The sequence below is a fragment of the Candidatus Melainabacteria bacterium genome (genome assembly GCA_003963305.1).
GTDB lineage: Bacteria > Cyanobacteriota > Vampirovibrionia > Obscuribacterales > Obscuribacteraceae > PALSA-1081.
Genome location: RXJR01000009.1, coordinates 270,857 through 291,779 on the forward strand (window position 1 = coordinate 270,857; position 20,923 = coordinate 291,779).

Sequence of the window (20,923 nt, forward strand, 5' to 3'; positions counted from 1 at the left end):
TAATACGGATGCGGGCTATGGCTACTTGCAGCAAGCCAAAGAGATGAGCGGCGACAATAAAGTTCCTGAAATCGCTTTGCGCAATGTAGAAACTTCGTTTGAAGGACACTATCCCAAGATCAGTGGTGAGGTCTGGAATCCTTCAGAGAAAACGATTAACTCGCTCAATTTGAAAGTAGAGTTGTACGACAATCCGACCTCTCGTGTTGTCTGGTTCAAAGATCAAAAGGTTGTAGACGAATTCGTGCCGCCGTTAGGCGCCAAGGATGCAAAACCATTCGACTTTCTGGCTGGCGAGTCAGTGAGAGCAAATGGTTCAGCCGAATTTAGAATTTATCTTGATGGCACCCTGTACAAGTCTTATCCGATAGGAAAGAAAGATCAGAGTGCGAAATCAGATGATGACGGCTCGATCAAAATGACCATTAGTACGCCACTCAAGCCGATTCCAACTGAGAAGCCGCGACTGAAGCCTAAAGCTGCTGCACCGGAAGATTTGCAGAAATCAGACACGGTGCCCGCTACAGCCCCGGCACCGAGTTTGGTGCCTACAGCTCCTGTGACTGCTCCGACACCGGGCAGAGGCACCAGTTCTGAGGAGAAGACAATGAAGGATCTCGAGCCGTAGTGCCACGGTGGTGCTAAGCACTAGTGGGACAGACAGCAGTGCCGGAGAGCGACCTTAGTTTTCTGGTTCGCAATCGACACTTTTTAAACGCTTTTGAATTTCCTCTTCTATCTCATCAGCATTCAGTTTGTTAGCCAGCATAGTCTCTTCGCAGAGAGTGCGCCACTTTGCGCCGGTCAGTCCTATGCGCACAATTACTTCAAAAATTTGTTCGCGAGTCAATGAGCCGTCAGTTGGAATCATCGTTTTCGGTTTTGGTCCGATTTTTGAAATAGCCTCCGCTTCCCGATCCCGTTCAGCTTTCACAATGTTAGGGTCTGGTTTTGGTGCAGTCTCGGACCGTGGCATCGTACCTGGGCGAGGTGGGGTCTCTGGTCTGGAAGTGTTTTCTGATCGCGATTGACTTCGTTTAGCGCCTTTGTCGGCTCCCTTTTCATTTTTGGCTTCTGCGGCCTTGTTCTCTCGTTCGATGAATCTCTGGATTTCGACTCGCACTTTCTCCATGAAGTCATGCTGCGCGTCTTCGAAAGTATCCTGATGTTGAACCGTGCGTGCAGCTATACAGAAGGCAAGGTCGACGTCGAGTTTGAATGTAAGATTAACGCATAGGCTCAAAGCCAGATGGGCTGCTGTTGCGGGCGCATTTTCGCGTTGACGAGCTTTATCAAATCGCTGACCCCAGTTGTCATCCACAGCCTTCACGTCATAGCTGTACAAGCACTTACTTGTGCACATGTCGCATGCTGCCATAGGTCCCATATCTCTGTTCAGCAGCTTTACCAGCCTGTTCTTCCAGGCTTTGATAACTGAGATGTCCAGGGAGCGATTGTAATCACCGGGAAGAAAACCAGGTGCGATCAATCCGAACCAGTCCTTCTGGGCTTCTTCGCGTTCTTCGTCGCTCCAGGCGTAGTCCAGAGCTTTTTCATTGAAGTATTTTTCCGTTGCCAGGCTGAGCGAACACCATACTGTTTTGATAATGGATGCCTGAGGCGCCAGTGACTGCACTTCGTTGACAATCGAGCTGCGTGCATGAACCAGTTGGGTGGGGTCTAGCAAGGTTTTCAGGAAGTAGGAGACAAAGGTTCGATAAAATCGTTTGTCATTAACGATTTTGCTTGCCAATTCGTAGATTCCAGGGTCGAAAGCCTCTGGATAATACTCATAGCCTGCTGCAGAATGCACGTTCTCGCTCATTGTTCTATTTTAGCTTTGCAGTCCATGGTTTGGGGGGATTGCTGCGAAATGGAACGTGGAGTATTTGTTGTCAACATTGTTGTGTTACGGATACGAACGGCAATTCACAAAGTGTACCGGGGATCATTAAAGCACTACGGGCGGTATCATTTGCTTTGCGGTTGAGCAACTTTTGGTTTTGTAATTCAGATTTCGCAATTCAGATTTTAAAGTGCTGAATTGCAATTCAGATTTCGCGGTGTTGATTTTTCAGTGTTGATTTCGCAATGGTCATTTCGTAATACTGATCTTTAACCACCACAGATATTGTTCAGGCTGAGCTCTACAGTTGAGTCAATAGGCGATGGTAGCCTATTGAGTACTTAGTATCCACATCCGGTTTTGAGAAAATAATCTGGACCATCTGCCTAAACCTTGCTCTCAAGGGCTTTCCCCGTGCCAAAATATGTTTTTTAGAGGTCAGAAAGTCATTCGTATGAAATCCAAAATAATTCCCTTCTTTCTCATAGCAGGTTGCGCGTTTATGGTTTCTTCTTCCACTTCACAGGCGCAAGCGGCTGCGCTCGAGTTCCCTGCCGCAAGTCCAGCCGGCACTATCAAGCAACGTGTAGGTTTGACTGATATAGAAGTCGTTTACTCACGCCCGAGCATGAAGAACCGGCAAATTTTCGGCAACGTAGTGCCATACGGGAAGGTCTGGCGAACAGGAGCCAACGCTGCCACTAAACTCGTTTTCAGCACGCCTGTGAAATTGAATGGCACAGAAATTCCTGCTGGAACCTATGCTTTGATGACTATTCCAGGCAAAGACGAATGGACCATTATCATCAATAAAGGTTCTGAGCAGTGGGGCGCCTATAAATACGACGAAAAGTCGGATGTGGCTCGATTCAAGGTCAAGCCGATCAAAATCGACTGGAAAATGGAGACTTTCACGATTGAATTCAATCCAGTCAAAGAAGATTCGGCGGACATGCGTTTGATGTGGTCGGATGTCGAAGTTCCGATTGAAATTAAAGTCGATTTTGTCGATAAGTTGCACGCAGACATCGAGAAGGTTATGGCATCAGATGAGCCGAAGAAGCCATACTTCCAGGCTGCATCTTTCTATTACAATCACGGATTCGATCTGAAGAAAGCGAAAGAGTGGGTTGACAAGGCGATTGCAGAGCGCGACGCATTTTTCATGGTTTATCTCAAAGCTCAAATCCTGGCCAAGGAAGGCGACAAAGCTGGTGCGATTGCAGCGGCGGAACACTCCAGAGAGTTGGCTGTCAAGGCTGATGATGGTGCTTACGTGAGAATGAACGATGAGCTGCTCAAGACTTTGAAGCAGTGAGTGTTGTCCGTGTCATTCCTGGTAGTGGGCAGCTTGGTAAGTTGTTGCCTTTTGCAGCTGTGCTTGTGCTCTTGTGCTCCGCACTCATCGGCATGTCAATGTCGTCAACATGCAGCGCGGCTGCAGGAGTGCAAATGAAAGCAGATTCGGCACGAGCAACCAGCTCCGATCAATCGCTCGTGATACTGCATGAGCTTGAATGTTTTCGTCAGTTGGGAAGCGCGCTATACATAGCCGCGCATCCCGATGACGAGAACACCGAATTGCTGGCTTATCTTGCGCGTGGAAGGAACTATCGAACTGCATATCTTTCTCTGACTCGTGGTGATGGCGGGCAAAATGTGCTGGGTCCAGACTTTGGTGAAAAGCTCGGCATCGCTCGCACGCAGGAGCTTCTGGCTGCGCGAAAGATCGATGGTGCGCGTCAATATTTTTCGCGCGCGGTAGATTTCGGTTTTTCGAAAGACTACAAAGAGACCTTGAATAACTGGGATAGACAACAAGTTCTGTCAGATATAGTGCGAGTGATCAGGAAGTTTCATCCGGACGTTTTAATCACGCGTTTCTCTCCCAGTCCCGGCGGTACTCACGGGCATCATACGGCTTCGGCGGTGTTGGCTCTGGAGGCTTACAAACTTGCGGGCGACCCGACTGCGTTTCCAGAGCAGGGCTTAGCGCCGTGGTGTCCGAAGAGAATTTTTTGGAATGTTTCCAAGTTCCAGAAGGATAAATTTGACGGCACCAATGTCACGAAAATGATCACGGAAGGAAAAGATTCGGTCTCTGGAGAATCTTTCTTAGAGATGGCTGAACGAAGCCGAGGTATGCATAAAACGCAGGGATTTGACACTTTTCGTATGAGCAATGCCAATGAGCCTAGAGTGGAATTGTTCCAGCTCCTCGACGGACCGGCTCCGAAAGATGACATTATGGACGGTGTTGATACCACATGGAATCGCTATCCCGGAGGTGCAGAAATAGGAAAAGCTGCCGGGGCGATTATCGACCAATTCAAACTAGATGATCCTGCTGCTAGTGTTCCTGCTTTACTGAAATTGCGACGGCAGTTGGATTCTCTGCCGCTCCATGACCCAGTTGTAACTGAGAAGCGTGAACTGTTGGATCATATTCTGCAGGAGTGTCTTGGATTACAAGTCGAGACAACTGTCAATAATTTCAGTGTTGTTCCTGGTGAGTCGGTTAAGTTGCACCACTCGGCTAAAGTCGTTGCTACGGTGCCTGTGAAGTGGGTCTCCACGCGTTATCATCTTCTAGATAAGACTGAAACTAAAAACCTGGAACTGAAGCGCAATGTCGCGACTGAGTGGCAATCAACTGAGATTGTTCCATTTGATACGCCCATTGCTCAACCCTACTGGTTGCGTGCTCAGGGTACACCGGGTATGGTGCGGGTCGATGATGCTGATTTAATAGGTAGTGCTGAGAACGCTTCATCTTTTCCTGTGGAGAATGTTTTTGAAATAGGCGGTCAAAAGCTTGTCGTGCGTGACGAGCCTGTGCAAATTACCGAAGTTGGTGGCACGGAAATTCGGCGCCGCTTGGACGTCATATCACCGGTGTGGTTACGTTTTATCTCTGAGGTCTCTCTTTTTCGCCCTGGTAGCAGCCGAGAAGTGGAATTGGAAGTAACGGCTGCACGCGACAAGTCACAAGGAACTGTAGAACTGAACGCGCCTGCCGGTTGGAGCGTGTCACCCACGAACGTTCCTTTTCACCTGGCAGAAGCTGGTGAACACGCGATCTTCAAGTTCCAACTGACCGCTCCGTCGACGCCGGCCACTGCGAGGATCTCGGCTACTGCCTTGATGAATGGTCAGCGGTATCAAAGTAAGCGAGAGGAAGTGAACTATGCGCACATTCCTCCGCAGTTGCTGCAGTCTCCGGCGAGCTTGAAAGCGGTTAGCTTTGATCTTGTCACGAGAGGTCACAATGTTGGTTACTTGCCCGGTGCCGGTGATAGTCTCGCCCTCAATATGCAAGAGATGGGCTACAAGGTCAGGGTGCTGGACGATGCTCATCTCTCCGCTGAGCAATTGCATGATTTAGACGCTGTCGTTATCGGCGTTCGTGCTTTCAATGTGCGTGAACATCTTGAGCAGGAATTGCAAACACTTTTTTCTTACGTGGAAAGTGGCGGCACCGTAATTGCCCAATACAATCTTTCTGATCGGCTCAAAGCGCCCAAAATTGCTCCCTATGATTTGCATCTTTCCAGGGACAGAGTTACTGACGAAAAGTCGCAGATGACATTTCTGGTTCCTGACAGTCCGGTTCTCAATAGTCCGAATAAGATAAGCGCAGCAGACTTCGAGGGCTGGGTGCAGGAGCGTGGGCTATATTTCCCGGATCGGTGGGAAGATCATTTCAGTGCTGTGCTCGAGTGCCGGGACCCGAATGATAAGCCGTCGAGGGGCGCCTTGCTCGTCTGCAAGTATGGAAAAGGATATTTTGTCTACACTGGACTGTCGTTCTTTCGTCAGCTTCCAGCCGGAGTGCCTGGCGCTTATCGCTTGTTCGCCAATTTGATTTCTTTAGGCAAATGACGGACGTCCCGACGAACCCGAAATCCAGATGACAGAAAGCGGCGCTACACACCCAGAACCATCAGAGGACACTGAATGTACCGGACTGCCCTGGCTGAAAACGTGGAAGAGCGTTTACATTTTTGTTTTCTGTAGTTTCATTGTCTGGCTTACTCTGCTCGTTGCCTTGACGGAGCTGAGCGCATGAACTGGCTCGACTATGTCGTCTTAATCGTCACGATACTCGGCATTGCTGGCTACGGAATTTGGCAGACGCGTATAAGAACCAATCTTCACGATTACCTTAAAGGCAGTCGGCAGACGCCCTGGTTCTTCATCGGAGTTTCTGTGATGGCCACTCAGGCAAGTGCGATAACCTTTTTGTCGACCCCGGGACAGGGCTTCATGGGCGGGCTGAGCTTTCTGCAAGTGTATTTTGGTGTTCCTTTTGCACTCCTGATAATTGCGATATTTTTCTTGCCGATGTTTCGAAGGTTGGATGTTTATACCGCATATGAATATCTGGAGAAGCGCTTTGATGGAAAGACGCGCTCGCTTGGCGCGGCGCTGTTTCTCTTGCAGCGCGGTCTCGGGGCCGGGCTGACCATCTATGCTCCGGCGATTGTTATGACGACCGTCTTCGGTTGGCCGCTCAACGCCACTATTATTAGTGCAGGACTGATCGTCATCATTTATACGGTCGTTGGTGGCAGCGATGCGGTTACTGTAACGCAGAAGTATCAGATGGCAATTATTTTTGCAGGCATGTTGACGGCAACTTGTTTGCTGATTTCGAAACTGCCATCGAATCTGGAACTGGCAGACACGATAAAACTTGCCGGTCATTTTCACAAAATGAATGCTGTGGATTTTTCGCCTAATCTTAATCAGCGCTATACGTTCTGGTCAGGAATTCTTGGTGGAACCTTCTTGATGCTCTCCTACTTCGGCACCGATCAGTCACAAGTTCAGCGATACCTCGCCGGTTCTTCTTTGCGGGAAAGCAGACTGGGGCTCATGTTCAATGCGGTATTGAAGATACCGATGCAGTTCTCTATTCTGCTGATCGGTGTTTTGATGTTTGTCTTTTATCAGTTTCAGTCCCCGCCGATGTTTTTTGACGTAGCATCGCGAAATTATTTGGAGAGCCATCAATCAGATGCGAAACTGGCTGCCTATAAGAGCGATTTCAATTCCGCTCATGCTCAGGTCCATAAATACCTGAATAGTTGGCTCGACTATCGACACAAAGGTGATCGCAATTCTGCCAATTCTGCATTTGTTGCAGCCGCGTTGGAGGAAGAAAAGGCAGAGGAAATACGCAAGGTGGCGGCCCGGGAGCTGGCTCTCCGAAATCCCGATGCCAGGGCAAATGACGCCGACTATGTTTTCATCACCTTCATTTTGCAGGAACTGCCGCACGGCGTGATCGGCTTGCTTGTAGCTGCCTTCTTTGCCGCCACGTTGTCTTCAAAGTCGGCTGAGTTGAATGCGCTTGGCACCAGCACAACAATTGATTTTTATCGTCGGTTGATTAAAAAAGGTGCCAGCGATTCTGAATGTCTGACAGCGACCAAGATATTTACCGCTATCTGGGGCGCAGTTGCAATAACATTCGCCCTTTATGCGCATCTGGCAGAAAACCTTATTCAGGCTGTAAATATCCTGGGCTCGATATTTTATGGCGTTCTGCTCGGGCTATTTGTTGTGGCGTTTTTCATTCGAAGGGTCGAGGGAACCGCTGTCTTTTGGGGTGCTCTGCTTGCACAATTATTAGTCTTTGCGCTCTATTTTTCATTGTCGATTTCGTACTTGTGGTATCCCTTAATTGGTTGCGCTGCGTGCGTTCTTTTCAGTCTTGCCATCCAGTACTCTACAAATAAGACGCAATCAGTCGAAGGATAACCTATGACCTCACCTGTTATTTGTTTTGGACAGCAACCCTGCGGATTTTTCCCGAAACGATTTCTGGTTTCGAAGTTTCGCACAGCAAGGCGCCTTCAGCAGGAGATTGGTGGCGAGATCGTCTTCTTCTACCATGACAGCGATCACGACCCACGCGAGACGAGGACGATTTTGCGTCATCGTAAAACGGATGAGCAAGCGCAGCTCAATTTCGTTTTTGAAAATAAGTGGCAGCGTAAGTTTTCGCCGTTATCTCTGAAAAGAATTCCGGCCGGCTGGCAGGACAAGACGGTTTTGCAGTTGCCAAATTACATCGGGCATCCGCTGATCGACGTCTTCAAAGGCGTACATCAAACTAATGTCGCTGATTTTTGTCTGCAGATGTATCGTGACATGGGACTCATTGATGGAATGAGAATAGTGCGTTCCAGCGATCCAGAAGTGCGTCGCATGGCGTGTGATATTGACGATTACTTCGTCGATCTTCCATATCAAGGAGAGATCGTGCGAGCCCGTCACAAAGATGGAACGTTCAAGTTGCATGAAGGTGGCGATCTATACATCGATCTTCCGCCCACATCTTTTACAAAGGAGCAAGTGAGCCCGAGTCGTGATAGCCGTCTCGGTTGGATGCAGTCAGTTATTCACTGCACGCATTATATTGCCGGTCTGGGAGAACAACAGTATCTGGATAAGTCGGATGCGCCGGAAATTACCTTCGTTGTTCGGGAAGAGATCGATCGTTCTGATGAGGCTTACACCGATTTGGAGGCGTTGGATCCAGTCTAGCTAGCTGATGGTGCCGATCGAGACGATGGAGTCCGTTAAGATGATGGATCCTGTCTAAAAGATGGAGCTGGTTGGTTTGGTTCGATTTAGCACTGCGTATAATGGCATTAGGAGACCCGGCTATTAAAGACATTCGACGATTGTTAATATTTGGAGCCCATCCAGACGACATAGAATTCGGATGTGGTGGCATCGTCGCTCAGGCGACGCAGAGCGGCAACACAGCGCATTTTGTTGTCACTTCATCGGGCGAAGCGGCCACAAATGGTACTGCTGAGTTGCGCATGAAAGAAGCAGAAATCGCTGCTAAATCGCTTGGTGCGTCAATCGAGTTTATAGAGCTTGACGGCGACTCTCATTTGGAAGTTCGTGCAGAGCACGCAATCAGGTTGGCCGGAATAATCCGCCGCATTCGTCCATCCAATGTGCTTGCTCCCACATGGGTCGAAAATCAGCATCCAGATCATTCTCGCCTGGGCAGGTTAGTGCGCGATGCTGCTCGCCTGGCGCGTTATGGTGGATTGAAAGAAATTAGCGAGTATGAATCGCATTCGATCGAACAACTTTTTTTCTATGCTGTGACTCCAGATGGCGAGCCGAACGATGTACAGCCTGTCTTAATCGATGTTTCGTCTGCTGCGGTCATGGACGCCTGGGTCGCTGCCATGAACGCTCATAATTCCCAGGCTTCCACACGTAATTACGTCGATCTTCAGTTGACTAGAGCAAAGTTATTTGGGGCGCGTGCTGGAGTTGATTACGCGATGGCCGTATTTCCAAATGATGCTCTTTTGTTTGATTCAATCATCGACGCAGGTAGAGGAGCAAGACGATTCTGATGAGTTCAGGAGGCGAAATGGGGAGTTTGGGAAGTGCAATGCGTATCGGCATAACCTGTTATCCGTCAGTTGGCGGTAGTGGCATCATTGCGACATTGCTGGGTAAGGAGCTGGCTGTTCGCGGTCACGAAGTGCATTTCATCAGCTACGAGAGACCCTTCAGATTGCCGAAGGATGAACCGCGCATAAAATTTCACCAGGTACGTGTCAATGACTATGGCCTATTTAAGTACCCTGATTACACCTTGCCATTGTCTGTAAAAATGGCGGAAGTCTGCCGCGAATACCGGCTCCATGTGTTGCACGTTCACTACGCTGTTCCTCACGCCACGGCGGCGCTGCTGTCGCGGTGTATGTTGCCTGCAGAATTGCATCCACGAATTGTTACCACCTTACACGGCACTGATACCACATTGCTCGGACATGATCCTGGCTATGGACCGGCGATTCATCATGCACTCAGTCAGTCTAATGGTGTTACTGCCGTTTCGCAGTTTCTGAAAAGCGAAACGCGAAGAGTGCTCAATTATGATTGTCCGATTGAAGTTGTCTACAACTTCTTCAAACCACGCTTGCCTGCGAGATCCAGGCAAGAGGTTCGTCAAGACCTTGGTGTCAGTGACGAAGAAGTGTTGATAATACATTCCTCGAATCTTCGACCAGTAAAGAGAATTGATTTATTGCTCGACACGGTGGCACGAGTCAACCCATCTTATCCATTTAAATTGCTCATTGTCGCAGGTGCAAGTTTCGCAGAATTCCTCGACCAGGCGAAACGGCTTGGACTCAGTGAGCGAATTATTGTGAGGGAAAACGTTCTGGAAATCGAAGACTATTTGCAGGCAGCTGATCTGGGATTGATTACGTCAGACAGTGAAAGCTTCTGCATGAGCATTTTAGAAGCCATGTTTTTTGAGGTTCCAAGTGTCGCTACAAATGTGGGTGGCATACCTGAGGTGATCGAAGATGGCGTCAGTGGATTACTCGCCCCTTCAGGCAGTGCAGCCGAGCTGGCGGGCGCTCTCGAAAAACTGATCGCTGATCCGGATTTGCGCAAAAGGCTGGGGCGTGCAGCAAAGGTTCGTGCCCAGGAACTGTTTTCGGCAGAAAGGATTGTCTCGCAGTACGAATCACTATATCGATCTGTGAGCGCCGAAGTAATTCCTTGCTCCTAGCCAACCGTGCCGGGGCAACCCAGTAAGGGGATATGGTCCTTATATGTCCCGAAAGCCCGTCTGGGTATTGAATTTTTTCCGATATCGGAAGAAATTCAAAGGTTAAAGACCCTTCCGGGTAAAAGCTGAATCCCGAAAACGCCAGTGTTTCAACCGTTGTGAACTCGATCGCCGCCTTCACTCTGAGCAATGCGGAGAAATTCCAGAGCCCGGTTCAGCAGGTCCTGTTCGTCACGGGCGTGCGTGGGGAATGAAACGACTCCTACGCTTGCCGTAACTCTCAACTGGCGCAAGTCTTCATTGATTTGCGTGCCTTTCATTTTTTCTCTGATTCGCTCTCCAACGACAATGGCGCGGGAAGAGTAGGTTTCAGGGAAGATAATGGCAAGCTTGTCTGGGCTGCATCGCGCTGCCACATCTACGTCTCTGATGGCAGCCCGGCAAATATTTGCTGCCGAGCGAATCGTGTCATCGATGGCAAGCTGACCATACGTTCTGCCTACTTCGTCTAGATTGTCGACCGCGACAACAAGAAGCGAGAGCGGACGTTTATAGCGTTTCGCCCGGCGCAGTTCATACTGCAGTTTTTTGCCGAAGGCTCGGGGATTGCACAGGTCTGTTAATTTATCTCGAAGTCCGACGCGTTCGAACTCTTCGATTTTTTCCTCGGTAAGCGCGTGTCTGCTTTTATCTAGGATGTGCTGCTGCTTGGTTTCTTTAAACTTCTGTCGATTACTGCGCATATCGAGAACCATTTTTGTAAACATGGATTCTCTACCGAACAAGGCCCAGCCCTGATCTATGACTTTGGGGTCGTATTTTGATTCGAACGGATCAGACATGTTCGTCCTCTGATTTCAGCCGGTGCTGCAACATTAAATTGTTCCGGGCGGATAAGTTTGATATTCCCAAGACCGACCAGTTTTGTCAATTCTCCTCTACTGGGGGTCAAATTTATACGCTTAGCAACCGCCGGCAGCTAATATTAGACGTGCGGATTGCTCCGTTGTAGATAAGGAGAAACGTTTAGGGCATGAGAACGCTGAACTGGTCTGCCTGTGTTAATGTTCGCGACCTTGGTGGTCTTTCGACACGCCACGGCGATACGACTGTGTTTGGGCGGGTGGTCAGAGCCGATAGTCTTGACCGACTCGACGACGACGGCGTCGCCAGTATGCGCCGATATGGCATATCGACGATTATTGATATGAGGGATGCCCGTGAACGAGACGCTACAACTTCGTATGAGAGTATCGAGCGCCTTCATCTGCCTCTGGAAGATCAATCAGACGAGGAATTTTGGCAAAAATGGCGACACTATAACAGTACTCCTATTTACTACAGCGCCTTTTTGAAGCATTGTCCCGAGAGAGTGAGAAGCGTTTTTGAATCCATTGCCCTCGCGCCTCCCGGTGGCATAGTTTTTCACTGTGGTGCGGGAAGAGATCGCACAGGACTTATTGCCATTCTCTTGTTGAACCTTGTTGGGGTAAGCCCGGAGCAGATCGTGGGGGACTATTGTCTGTCTGCACCTAACCTGAAGCCACTCGGTCAAGTCAAAGATCAGGAGGCAATCGAAGCAGCCTATAAGGCGAACAAAACTAATGCAGCGACGGAGATATTGGCACTTCTGAGCGATTTCGACGCCGAAACCTATCTGCTCGACAGTGGAGTGAGTCGCGAGATGATTGAACTGATTCGTTCTCGGCTCACTGCTTCGAAATGACCATCTGAATGATTCAAAACTCCTTTGCTGCGTTCTTCGCTAATCAACGGTCTCTTGCCGCGTACAGGTTTGCGACTGTGTAAAGCTTCAGCTGTTGGTTTGTGGAATTGAGGTCTTGTACATAAAACACCGGAACCAGGATTCTTTGATAATCAGGTCCCTCGAACTCATCGACGGGGCGCCAACCCTCAGGCAACGCATTTGATTTCAGCACTTTTATTTGCACGATGGGCCCGCCCGCTGCAGGTCTGAAGGCTGGATAACCCTGGGTCGCGCCCCATCCAGTTTCTTGCAGTGTTCCTTCGATCAGACCGTCTGTCCACTCGCCTCCGAGTGGTTCCACAATATGATAATTCTGACGACCTGGTGCCAGTGTTCCGTAAACTGCAAGAGTGTGGTCTGTTCCGAACAATTCGTTTAGTTGTTGCTCTTCAGGTGAATTGTGCAATGTAGGAAAGTTTGCCTGAGCGCGTGCTTTGTTTACGAGCTCAATCAAGGCTGTTACTTCATTCAGCGTCAGTTTATTCTGCATCATTTTGTTTCAGGTTCTCCAGTACTCTGTCGATCGTTTTCAAATCCTCAGTCAATTGTTGCTGCAACTGCATCTGTTGCTCTTCTGATTTTGCCTTGCTTTCCATAGTCCGCTCCATCACAGCGGCGATTTCAGCCATGAATGCATTGGTCTCACTTTTGAATTCGGTAAGAAACGCTCGTGCACTCTTTTCAATTCTTTCTTGCATGTCAGCGCGCAATCGTCCGGCGTTACGCTGCATTTCTTCTCGAACGTTTTCGATAAATCTCTCTTTGATGATATTTTTCGCCAGGAATCCGGGCAGAAGCAGTGGCATCATCTGCATCGAAAGTGTAAATGGATTATCAACTGCAAAATAATGACTGCTTTTCTTCGTCAGAGATTCCATTTCAAAAGTCTTTTGAAATTCAAGACCAAATAATTTCTCTGTTACTGCATTTATCTCTTCCACGATCGAGTTGGCTACTGTCGCGAATCGCGCTGTAATGTCATTCAGTTGTTTCGATACGAGTTCTTCTTCGGTAACACGCCATGTTGCGAATGCAGTGGCGATCTCACTGCGCAATCGTGATTGAAGTGCGTCTATCAATCGATCTTTCGACTCACTTTGATGTAGTGAGTATTCATCGTTGATGGCTTGCTTGATTTGTTCGATGTGCTCTTCTACGAGCGGATAGAGATCGGTTTCTATGGATTTTATCAACCTCTTCGTCTCGCCCGAGACAATGTGATCGACATCGTTTTGCTGGTTGACGATATTTTTTGTGCACTGCTGAAACACTTCCATTCCGTGTTTTAAAGTCTCGCCGGGCAACTGTGCCGTCTTTATTTCCAACTCCAGTAATTGTTTCGCTTCTAAAGCCAGTCTGCGAGTCTTCGCGTTCAAACTCCTGGTGAAAGTGCGAGATTTTTCATTGGCAAGAAATCCGAATATGGCTTCTTCCAGGTTTTGAAAATCTTTGTCTGGTGCAGATGCTGTGGATGTTGAGGCGTCGAGCTTGCAATTGAGTGCGCGTCTGGCTGAGATAGGATATATCGTCGGTTTAGTGCCTATTTGCTCGGTCAGGCTACGTTCCAGAAATTCCAGAGCTTCAAGTCGCTCGGGTTCAGTCAAAATATCGATCTTGTTTTGTACAAAGAAGAATTTGTCGATCAAATTTTTTGCATCGTTCAGGAATTTGAGTTCGTTTATGCTGGCAGGCTGGTCCGCAGAAAGAACAAATAGTGCGGCGTCGGCTTCCGGCAGAAATTGGTATGTTGTTTCGGTATTGTGTTGGTTAACTGAGCCTGTTCCAGGCGTATCAACTATGCGCACGCTGTGTTGCAAGAGTGGTGATGGATAGTGAACCTCGACCTGGTCAACTGAGAGAGTATTTTTCGGATTGCCACGCTCAGTCACATACTTTTCCAGTTCGGACAGATTCATTCGTTCCGTTTGCCCGCTTAGAAAATGCACGTTAATTTCCGGCGTGTCGCCATATTGAATTATCGTGGTGATACTGGTCAGTGGTATGACGCCGGTAGGAAGGATGTTTGCGCCCAGCAGTGCATTGACGAGAGTAGATTTGCCGCGTTTGAATTCGCCTAAAATGACCAGGTTGAAAACATAAGACCGCAGCTTGTCATGCAATGTGGTGGCTACTTTTTGCAGTCGCGGATTGCCCTGGATCATCGGCAACGAAACCAGCTGCTCTAAATTGTCTGCAATTTCTAGTTTGCGGGCTGCGAATCCGTCCGTGATGGACGCCGCTGCGAGAGTGTCTGCCAAAGTGAATTCCTGATTGAAAACGATAATCTTAAACGAAAAGGACGGAGTAAGCACTCCGTCCTTTTATGATGATTTCGGTCTGAAACCTACCAGTTGCCACGACGTGGTGCAGTTTCTCTAGGCTTAGATTCGTTGACAACGATCTGGCGTCCATCAAGTGACTGACCGTTGAAATCTTTGACGGCTGCGTCTGCCATCTCTTTGGTTTCCATTTCAACGAAGCCAAATCCACGCTTTCTGCCAGTCTCACGATCCGTTGGAATCGCTACTGAAACCACAGTGCCGCTTCTGGAAAATGCTTCTTCCAATTGAGCTTCAGTGGTTTTGAATGAAAGGTTGCCTACAAATAGTTTATTAGTCATATTCTCAAATATCCCGTACATGTGACAGCGCCAGAGAACTTATGTTGACGCTGAGGGCTTGAACCCCGCGTAAGTATGGCAGATTTAATCGCCGCGGATGCCTGCCAGGCCTTAAATTAGAATAAATCCTCTTTTGCCGTTATTTCTTCTGGTCGGTCGGTTTGAAGCTGCCGGAGGCTGAAACGGTCAACTGGTCAGGCTGGAAGTATTTTCGAATGGCCGCGTTGACCTCCTCGAGGGTCGTGGCATTGATCGATCTGGCATAGGTGTCCATGTACTGGGCCCCTACCCCGAGCATCTCGTACTCGCATAGTCGAGCTGCAATTTGTTTGGCAGAACGCATGCCCACGTAAAAAACGCCGGCTAAGTGTGACTTTTCGCTGGCCAGTTCCTGCGGCGTGATACCACCTTTGACGTATTCACTGAGCAGTCTGGAGACCAGGCTCACCGTTTTGCCGTAATTTTCCGGATTGACGGAGAATGAAATGGCCCAGGGGGCAAATTTTTCTGCCGGTCCAGCGAGATAAGAGTTGATTGCATAAGTCAATCCGTATTGGTCTCGCACAGGTGCCAGTCTGCAGGCAAAACTGTCGTATCCGAAAGCCGCGTTACCGACTGAAGTGGCTGGATAGTCTTTTGATTGGACGCTAATAGGAACTGGACGACCCATAACCACATCCACATTTGCTTTGTCGGGAAGCGGAACGCTCAGGTGTTTCGGTTTGGTCGATAGCAAGTCAGACTGAGAAAGCTTTATTGGTTGTCGCGGTCCACCTGACCAGTCCTGGAATTGTTTAGTGATTGTCGAAATCGCGTCATCTGGATTTATGTCGCCAACGACTGTCAGAACCGTGTTGGACGGTATGTAATGTGCTTGATGGTAGGCGCGCAGGTCGTCCACATTCATTTTGTCCAGTTCGTTGATTTGTTCTTCGAATGTTTTGTCGTAGTAGACGCTGCTAGGTTTGTAAAGGCTGCGCGTAAAAGCATTCCAGCTCTGATCGCTTGTGCTGGAGATGCGGTCATTGAGGATGCTGTGCTTCTGCTTCTTGGTTTTGCCCAATTCGACGCTCAGAAATTTCGGCTTGCGAATGCAGTCTGCGGCAAGTGAAATAATCGATGGATAGTCTTCCGTAATTACTTCTGTGTCAAATGAAACCCAGAAGTCATCCTCGCCGAAGGCTAAATTGGTGCCCATTTCTTCCAGTCGTTTTGCCACTTCTTCCTTCGAGAATGATTCAGATCCTTTGGTAAGCATGTCTGCAACAAACTCGGGCACCTGACTTTTTTCGAGATCTCTGAATATCGTACCGGCTTGAATTTTTCCTGACACTGCGACAGTGCCAGTGCCTGGAGTCGGCAAGACGACAACGGTCAAGCCGTTCGGCAGGACTTGTTTTTTGACTCGCGCAGCGAAAGTGGAAGGAATTGCAGCAGAGACGTCGGCAGGGCGAATCTTCTGCGCAGTTTTTAGCGGCACCGCAGATGGTGTCAAATGAGAGTCGGTGGTTGTCTCTGACTGCGAATCGGCCGCGGTGTCAGGTTGGGAGGTGGAAACGGCTTCAGGAGCTGCTGGAGTTTTGGGTATGTAGTAACCGACAGTACGATTGTCTTCCTTGAAATATTTGTTGGCTACGCGCAGAATGTCGGCTTGACTGACCTGCTCAATGTTCCGCGAAAAGTTCAGCCACCAATTTAGATTCGAACTGGCAATCACTTCGGTCAGTTGGTCAGCCAGTCCAATCGGATCCGACGCCTCGAGTTTGAGGCGCTTTACGATTGCTTGTTTTGCTAGATTCAGTTCGTCGATTGGAACGGCTTCGGTCTTCAGTCGTTCAATCTCTTTTATGGTTTCTTTCTCGACCTTTTCGAGTGCCACATTCGGTGCCGCCGCAGCGGTTACCGAAAACAGCCCGGGGTCATGCATTTGGTAGTTCGAGGTGTTGAAGTCCGAAGCAATCGACGCATCGATCAGCCTTTTGTATAATCGGCTGGACCGTTTGCTTTCATCGCCCAGCAAGTTTTCTATTATTGTCAGGGCGTATTGATCTTTGTTCAGAGCATTCGGCGAATGGTAGGCAACCATAAGTTTTGGTGATTCGCTGCCGCGTTTAACTGTGTAGCGGCGCTCGCCTTCTTGCGGTGGCTCGGTCGTATAAACTTTTGGAAACGGCTTTGGTGCCCGCGGTATTGAAGCGAAGTATTTTTCGATGAGGGCGAGAGTCGGTTCGGTTTTGAAGTCGCCTACAAGAATCAGTGTTGCGTTATTGGGATAGTAAAAGTCTTTGTAGAACTGCTTCAGCCGTTCAGTTGGAACGCCCTCCACATCTGATCTCCAGCCAATAACAGGGTGATGATATGGATGTTCCTTAAATGCGGATGCGAACGTATTGTTCTCTAAAATCTCGCGCGAATCGTCCTCGCCTCGTTCCAGTTCGTTGCGTACAACCGTCATTTCTGAAGCGCGATCGGCCGGGCGAAGCAAAAGATGCTGCATTCTGTCCGATTCGATCTCCAGGGTTACAGGAAGGCTTTTGGCAGGAACGATTTCGAAATAATTGGTTCGGTCTTGAGAGGTTGTGGCGTTGTTGTAACCGCCCAGAGGCTTGAGTGTGTCATCGAAGCCCGTCTTCTTGAGCGGATCGTGTTTCTGCGTTCCTTTGAACATCATGTGTTCGAGGAAATGAGTGGAGCCTGTATATCCAACTGCTTCGTTTCGTGACCCGATGTGATATACCACCATCGTCGTCACGATTGGCGTGGCATGTCGTTCGCACAATATGACATCTAAACCATTCGATTTCAGACGATATTGGCGAATGTTCTGCGGATTCGGTGTGCCTGCCGGCAGTTTTATCGCCTCGAAGGCGTTGCCGGTTCGCCCAAACGACTGAGATGGAGCGATTGAACAAAAGAAAACTACCGCCGCAAACCAGGCGATAGTTTTCATTGCATTCATATTGCCAACGTTTTTGTGCGTTCGATTATTCAGAATCACCAATTGCTAACTCCGAATAATGCTCACGCCTGACTACTTAGCATCTGTGGCTGAGTCAGTGGTCGTTGTGGTTGTGGTGGTCTTTGCAGCTTTCTTGTGCGGGATCAGCTTCTTGAGTTCGTTTCCTGTGCCAGTAACGACCTTCTTGGTTTCGCTGCCGACCTTCTTGATGCCTTTGCCGGTGTCCTTGACGACAGTTTCAGTGCCGTGCTCAACAGCTGTGACGCCTTTTTTAGCGTCGTTGCCTACTGCTTCTGCGCCTTTTACAACTACGTTCTTTTTCTTAGTTGTGGTCTTGGTGGTGGTGGTGTCAGTGGTTGTGCTTGTTGTATCGTCAGCCATCGCTGCGGTCATTGACAAACCGGCGATTACTGAAAGAGTTAAAATTCCCAGCGTCCTTTTCATGATTGCTCCTTCGTAAATTCGTGCTCGGACATTTTGGCAAATTTGGTCGGTTTCTTCTACAAAATGCCGTCGGAATTACATTGTATTCTTTACGGAATTCGATTGCTTTGAGGTTGTTGACATGCGAAAAATTTCACAGCGAGTTATCATGCTCTTTACAGCGCTGTGTTTGCCGATTTGTGGAGGAAGTGCCAGTGCTGCCTCAGATGCAGACATTAAGGCTCAAACCGAAGCAGTTCAGTTGCTGGCCGATTATCTCAAAATCGATACAACCAACCCGCCTGGGAATGAAAAACTAGGCGCTGAATATCTAGCCGGAGTTTTGCGAAAAAACGGCATTGAGGCTCAGATTTTCGATACGGATCCTAACCGTTCTTGCGTCTATGCACGACTGAAAGGGACCGGCAAAAAGAAGGCGATAGTCCTCTTAAATCACATCGACGTAGTTCCTGCGCGAGCCGAAGATTGGAAATATCCGCCGTTTGGTGGGGAGATACATGATGGCGAACTCTGGGGTCGCGGCGCACTCGACATGAAAGGTATGGGCATTATCGAGCTGGAAGCGATGCTCAGGCTGAAGCGGTCAGGCGTAACACTTGATCGGGACATCATTTTTCTGGGCACGCCAGACGAGGAAGTGGGCGGCGATCATGGTGCCAAATGGTTCAAGGATCATAAGCCGGAACTGTTGAAAGACGCAGAATTCTTGATTAACGAAGGATTTCACATCGACACCGACAAAGACGGAAAAGTTCTTTACTGGGGTGTTAACGTAGCCGAGAAATCTCTTCTGTGGCTCAAAGTTACAGCCAGAGGAGATGCAGGGCACGCATCTATGCCTATTGCTGATTCAGCGCCGAATCGATTGGTGCGTGGATTGAAGAGATTGATCGACAGTCCTCCTGCTCCAGTGGTATTGCCTCTGGTGCAACAGTACTTTAATCAGATCAGTGTAAATGAAACTGGTAAAACCAAAGAAGCTTATGCCGACGTTAAGAAGGCGCTTGATAATCCTCAGTTGCGTGACATTTTGCTCAAAGACAAAATGAAAAGCGCGATGCTCCTCAATACAGTCTCTTTGACTGTTTTGAAGGCTGGCTACAAGACGAATGTGATTCCGGCGGAAGCATATGCTGAGCTTGATTGTCGTCTTCTGCCCGGTACAGATCATGCAAAATTTGCAGAAGAGGTGAAGTCCAAATTAGCCGACCCGTTGCTGGAGGTGACCGTTCTGGAATCCGAAATCGGAGCGCCGTCCAGTGCTGATACCGATTTGTTCGCAGCAATCAAGGCTGTTGCGCAAGAAGAGAAGCCCGGTGTTCCAGTGGTACCGGTCGTGGTGCAATGGTTCACAGACTCGCACTGGTTTCGTGAACTTGGATTGACCGCGTATGGGTGGGAGCCTGTAGAGCAAGATCCTGAGCACATTGCTTCCGTTCACGGGAAAAATGAGCGAGTTTCTCTAAAGGGTCTGGAAGATGGTGCCAATCGTTTGGAGAAAGTTTTACTGAAACTCTCCAAATCGCAGTAATCTTAACCCTTAACGCTAAGAATGCAGGGTTTTCGTCATTTTCACTATCGGAAGGGTTAAACCGTTTTCCAGCGGCACTTCCATAGGACCTGCCGCGACATATCCTTTAGCTGAATAGAGCGCTACACCCGTTAAAGTAGAACTCAATTCCAGCCGACGAAATCCAGCCTGGCTGGCGGCATTCTCGCAAGCCTCCAGAATGCGTCCACCGATTCCTAGTCGAACCCAATCTGGGTGTATGAAAAATGCCCTGATTTTGGCAGCGTCAGTTGAGTGATCTAAAAGAGTGTCTTCGCGCCCTGCAAACTGATCGCCACCATGCAGAGTATTGCGCTTGCTCCAGCCTCCGCATCCGACAATGAGAGTCTGCTGAGGTTGGTCTGTTGCCTCGGCTACAAAATAGGTACCGTCGGCAATTAATTGTGAATCGACTCCGTAAACCGTTCTCAAAGCGCTGTCGATTTGAGCCTGTGAATAATCACCATGTTGCAAACCGCGCACGGATGCATCTATAAGCTTAGTCAGAACGGGAACGTCTTCCTGTTTCGCCAGGCGTAAGGCTATTTTGCTGGATCTTTTGTTTGAGTCTTCCGCAGACATTGGTTTGACGCACCATACAGGGAGGAAAGGATATTCTATATGAAACGTCTTGGAGTAGCTTGGTCATAAACACAGGGCGTACAAAATGATACTGGAGGAGATCAATGTTCAGCGAATCGAGAATCCGCTTGAAAGAATTGGAGCGCGAAGAGAGGTATGTTTTTCACGGCTCCGGAATGCGCATCGCTAAACTCGAACCTCGTCAGGCAATTACTATCGTCGATGGAAAAATGGTGGATGATGGACCGCCGGCGATTTATGCGAGCAGCTTGTTGGACTACGCTATTTTTATGGCCTTGCTGAACAAAGAAAATTGTCCATCAGGTGCTCGGTCGTCATGCAGCTACGAAAATGGCGAATTGAAATTTGGTGCTTCCCAGGCGACGCTTGACCAGATGACCGACCGCTCAATTGGACATGTTCACGTATTACGTCGATCTGATTTTACTTTGCGGGGTGGCTGCGAATGGTTTGCGACCAGCGCCCTGGAGCCAGTTGAAGTAATTGAAGTGAGATGGAACGATTTTGATTGTCCAATTTCGATTATGGAACAGCATATGTTGGAGTAGACTGCTGCGTCAGTCTG

At 48.8% G+C, this 20,923-nt stretch carries 17 protein-coding genes; 9 read left to right on the forward strand and 8 right to left on the reverse strand.

Features of this window, described 5'->3' with window-relative positions; genetic code table 11:
* Nucleotides 1–682 precede the first annotated feature (682 nt).
* A complete protein-coding gene (locus EKK48_11235; GenBank protein ID RTL42554.1) occupies nt 683–1,825 on the reverse strand; it encodes a hypothetical protein in 1,143 nt (380 codons plus the stop codon).
* A gap of 445 nt (nt 1,826–2,270) precedes the next feature.
* Here EKK48_11235 and EKK48_11240 point away from each other — a divergent pair, with 445 nt between their 5' ends.
* The 6 genes from EKK48_11240 (at nt 2,271) to bshA (ending at nt 10,415) form a co-directional block, all read left to right on the forward strand.
* Nucleotides 2,271–3,164: a DUF2911 domain-containing protein gene (locus EKK48_11240; protein ID RTL42555.1), complete on the forward strand. Its 894-nt coding sequence runs from the start codon at nt 2,271–2,273 to the stop codon at nt 3,162–3,164.
* A complete protein-coding gene (locus EKK48_11245) occupies nt 3,161–5,728 on the forward strand; it encodes an LmbE family protein (protein RTL42556.1) in 2,568 nt (855 codons plus the stop codon). Before EKK48_11240 ends, EKK48_11245 begins: the two co-directional genes overlap by 4 nt.
* A 183-nt stretch (nt 5,729–5,911) precedes the next feature.
* Nucleotides 5,912–7,612, forward strand: coding sequence for a sodium:solute symporter (locus EKK48_11250; protein RTL42557.1), 1,701 nt, complete (start codon nt 5,912–5,914; stop codon nt 7,610–7,612).
* A 3-nt stretch (nt 7,613–7,615) separates the two neighbouring features.
* Complete coding sequence (locus tag EKK48_11255) at nt 7,616–8,401, forward strand: hypothetical protein (GenBank protein RTL42558.1); 786 nt, start codon at nt 7,616–7,618, stop codon at nt 8,399–8,401.
* Between the two features lie 101 nt (nt 8,402–8,502).
* Nucleotides 8,503–9,240 (forward strand): hypothetical protein, encoded by a 738-nt coding sequence (locus EKK48_11260; GenBank protein RTL42559.1) that lies wholly within the window; start codon nt 8,503–8,505, stop codon nt 9,238–9,240.
* Nucleotides 9,240–10,415 carry an N-acetyl-alpha-D-glucosaminyl L-malate synthase BshA gene (bshA, locus tag EKK48_11265; GenBank protein ID RTL42560.1) on the forward strand — a complete coding sequence of 392 codons (1,176 nt, stop codon included), beginning with the start codon at nt 9,240–9,242 and terminating at the stop codon, nt 10,413–10,415. The genes EKK48_11260 and bshA overlap by 1 nt, the downstream gene beginning before the upstream one ends.
* A 149-nt stretch (nt 10,416–10,564) precedes the next feature.
* On the opposite strand, the gene EKK48_11270 is transcribed toward bshA, so the two are convergent.
* Nucleotides 10,565–11,257, reverse strand: a complete 693-nt coding sequence (locus EKK48_11270; GenBank protein ID RTL42561.1) for a GGDEF domain-containing protein — start codon at nt 11,255–11,257, stop codon at nt 10,565–10,567.
* Between the two features lie 191 nt (nt 11,258–11,448).
* Between EKK48_11270 and EKK48_11275 the strand changes: the two genes are divergently transcribed.
* Entirely contained in the window at nt 11,449–12,141 is a 693-nt protein-coding gene (locus EKK48_11275; GenBank protein RTL42562.1) for a tyrosine-protein phosphatase, read from the forward strand.
* 43 nt (nt 12,142–12,184) lie between these two features.
* On the opposite strand, the gene EKK48_11280 is transcribed toward EKK48_11275, so the two are convergent.
* The 5 genes from EKK48_11280 to EKK48_11300 form a co-directional block, all read right to left on the reverse strand.
* A complete protein-coding gene (locus EKK48_11280) occupies nt 12,185–12,673 on the reverse strand; it encodes a gamma-glutamylcyclotransferase (protein ID RTL42796.1) in 489 nt (162 codons plus the stop codon).
* The gene (locus tag EKK48_11285; GenBank protein ID RTL42563.1) at nt 12,663–14,441 is read right to left on the reverse strand and encodes a hypothetical protein; all 1,779 of its coding nucleotides are present in this window, start codon (nt 14,439–14,441) and stop codon (nt 12,663–12,665) included. The genes EKK48_11280 and EKK48_11285 overlap by 11 nt, the downstream gene beginning before the upstream one ends.
* Before the next feature lie 86 nt (nt 14,442–14,527).
* Nucleotides 14,528–14,803, reverse strand: coding sequence for an RNA-binding protein (locus tag EKK48_11290; GenBank protein ID RTL42564.1), 276 nt, complete (start codon nt 14,801–14,803; stop codon nt 14,528–14,530).
* A 139-nt stretch (nt 14,804–14,942) separates the two neighbouring features.
* Nucleotides 14,943–17,804 carry an insulinase family protein gene (locus tag EKK48_11295; protein RTL42565.1) on the reverse strand — a complete coding sequence of 954 codons (2,862 nt, stop codon included), beginning with the start codon at nt 17,802–17,804 and terminating at the stop codon, nt 14,943–14,945.
* A gap of 30 nt (nt 17,805–17,834) precedes the next feature.
* Nucleotides 17,835–18,206: a hypothetical protein gene (locus tag EKK48_11300; protein ID RTL42566.1), complete on the reverse strand. Its 372-nt coding sequence runs from the start codon at nt 18,204–18,206 to the stop codon at nt 17,835–17,837.
* Between the two features lie 121 nt (nt 18,207–18,327).
* Here EKK48_11300 and EKK48_11305 point away from each other — a divergent pair, with 121 nt between their 5' ends.
* Nucleotides 18,328–19,737 carry a M20/M25/M40 family metallo-hydrolase gene (locus tag EKK48_11305; GenBank protein ID RTL42567.1) on the forward strand — a complete coding sequence of 470 codons (1,410 nt, stop codon included), beginning with the start codon at nt 18,328–18,330 and terminating at the stop codon, nt 19,735–19,737.
* Between the two features lie 15 nt (nt 19,738–19,752).
* Here EKK48_11305 and EKK48_11310 read toward each other — a convergent pair whose 3' ends face one another.
* Entirely contained in the window at nt 19,753–20,337 is a 585-nt protein-coding gene (locus tag EKK48_11310; protein RTL42568.1) for a GNAT family N-acetyltransferase, read from the reverse strand.
* Between the two features lie 104 nt (nt 20,338–20,441).
* Between EKK48_11310 and EKK48_11315 the strand changes: the two genes are divergently transcribed.
* On the forward strand, nt 20,442–20,906 hold the full coding sequence (locus EKK48_11315) for a hypothetical protein (GenBank protein RTL42569.1): 465 nt from the start codon (nt 20,442–20,444) through the stop codon (nt 20,904–20,906).
* Nucleotides 20,907–20,923: the final 17 nt, after the last annotated feature.